This window comes from Mesorhizobium sp. M0074 (assembly GCF_040322975.1).
GTDB lineage: Bacteria > Pseudomonadota > Alphaproteobacteria > Rhizobiales > Rhizobiaceae > Mesorhizobium.
The window spans coordinates 1-1,957 of sequence record NZ_JAMYUM010000068.1; the positions used below are offsets into that span (position 1 = coordinate 1).

The window sequence follows — 1,957 nt, forward strand, 5'->3', positions numbered from 1 at the left end:
GCTCGATCGAGATCACATTCGCCTACCACAACGGCGACGAGGCCATCCTCAAGGCAATACGTCAGACTTCTTCAACAGCCTGCTAGAAGTAACCGTGGCTGGCGAACGACTTCGGAGACCAGTGGAATGAAGAATTCGCGGGAAAAGTGGCTGCCGCCGAACCTTGTTCGACGGCAGCCAAGTTGTGCTAGGACAGGTCAGGCAAAGCTCGGCACCCCCGCCCCGTCAGATCTCGTTTGAGGAACCCGACGTCCCGGACTTTCAACCCATCTCGCTCAACGCGTGCCATCAGAGATCTTGCCACAAGCGCAAGTATCCCAAGGACTTCGCTTGACACGTTGTTGCGGCATACTCGGAGAGCCTACATAATATCAGTTTGGCAAAGCGTTGAATACGCATCAGGCCGCCGGTCGCGGAAGAATCCCCAACTCTGTCTCATTTCTTGCGTCAATGCGGTTTCCAGTTCCGCTACGACCAGTTCGTCACTGTCTCCGCCTTGCGCAACAATGTCACCTATGGGTCCAGCAAAAAGCGAATGCCCGAAATACTTGCCCATTTCAGTGCCCTCATCACCAACACGGTTTGGGGCGCCGACAAAAATTCCGTTGGCAAATGCAGCGGTTCTAATCTCTGATTCCCAGGGCAGGCGAGCCGCAGGTCCCGTCGAAGTGGGCGTGAAGACAATTTCGGCGCCTGCGAGAGCAAGCGCTCGGTAACCCTCCGGGAAATGCCGATCATTGCAGATCACTGCTCCAATCCGACCAAACGCCGTTTGGAAGACCGGGAAACCGAGGTTACCGGGCTTGAAGTACATTTTTTCCCGGCACCATCCACCATCAGGGATGTGCATTTTGCGGTATTTGCCAAGGTACGAGCCATCCGCATCGATGAACACTGCAGTGTTATAGTAGACCCCTGGCGCCTCTTCCTCATACATAGGAGCGACGATCACCATCCCATACCGCTTTGCCCAATCTCGGCAGCGCGTAATAGTCACACCATCCGGCACTTTCTCGGCAGCGGAAAACCACTTTTCATCGTGGCCACAGCCAAAGTAAAACTGATTGAATAATTCTTGAAAGCAAATGATCTGGACATGCTGCGCTCCAGCGCGTTCCACAAACGCCTCATGGTCGTCCAGCAGGCGATCCCGAATCGTGGAGATCTTCGCGTCGGTCGGCGCCTTAAGGCTCAGCTGCACTAGGCCGCATTTGATCAAAGTCATGTAAGTCTCCTCTCGATAAAAACATTGGCAGAGCCGAGATGGGCCAAATGCAAGAGCAATTCAGCGGTCGAGTCAATCCAACGCGTAGCAATCGCGACTTTAACGTTCCGGCGGGGAATGGACGCACCAATTTGTCTCAGTAACTGAAACGAACGGTGCGAATTTCATCGTGATTTGCAATGATATCAGCGCTAGACGGCTGCCCGCCTCCACGGTGAGGGGCTCCGCATTCTGGCAGGCGAGAGACCTGCCATGGGTAAGATTGGCCCCTCCCCAATCCCACCTCCAAACTGCATTTCCAATTCCGGCCTGCTCTTCACGGATGCATATTGACTTTAGATCGAGTCGGCTAACCGCGAGATTGCTTGACGCGTAGTTGCGGGTTTCCGCAGAATGCACGAGGTGAACACGAACCTGGACTCGAAATTCAGTTACGTGCGAGTAGAGCTGCACGGCGGCGGAGCATGAGGCGGATGGAGGCGATGAAGACCCACGCTTCAGCGTTTTCGATAGTCGCCTCGAAATCCTTGGCGAGCCGGCGACAAGCCCGAGCCAGGCGAACGTTCGCTCGATGACCCATGTTCGCGGCAGCACCTCGAAGCTTTTGGCCGTGTCGGAGCGCTTGATGATTTCGATGATCCACGTGCTAGCCTGAAAATTCACGGTGGGTTGGCGGATGTGGTTCAAGCCGTTGAAATGACGTAGGATTTGGTTGCTAAGGCCGATCCGAAT

Annotated in this window: 1 protein-coding gene and 1 pseudogene; both read right to left on the reverse strand. The window is 54.8% G+C overall.

Features of this window, described 5'->3' with window-relative positions:
* Positions 1–361: 361 nt before the first annotated feature.
* Entirely contained in the window at positions 362–1,225 is an 864-nt protein-coding gene (locus NKJ73_RS33955) for a nitrilase-related carbon-nitrogen hydrolase (protein WP_352572734.1), read from the reverse strand.
* 427 nt (positions 1,226–1,652) lie between these two features.
* Positions 1,653–1,867: pseudogene (locus NKJ73_RS33960) on the reverse strand (IS5/IS1182 family transposase); the annotation flags it as partial.
* Positions 1,868–1,957: the final 90 nt, after the last annotated feature.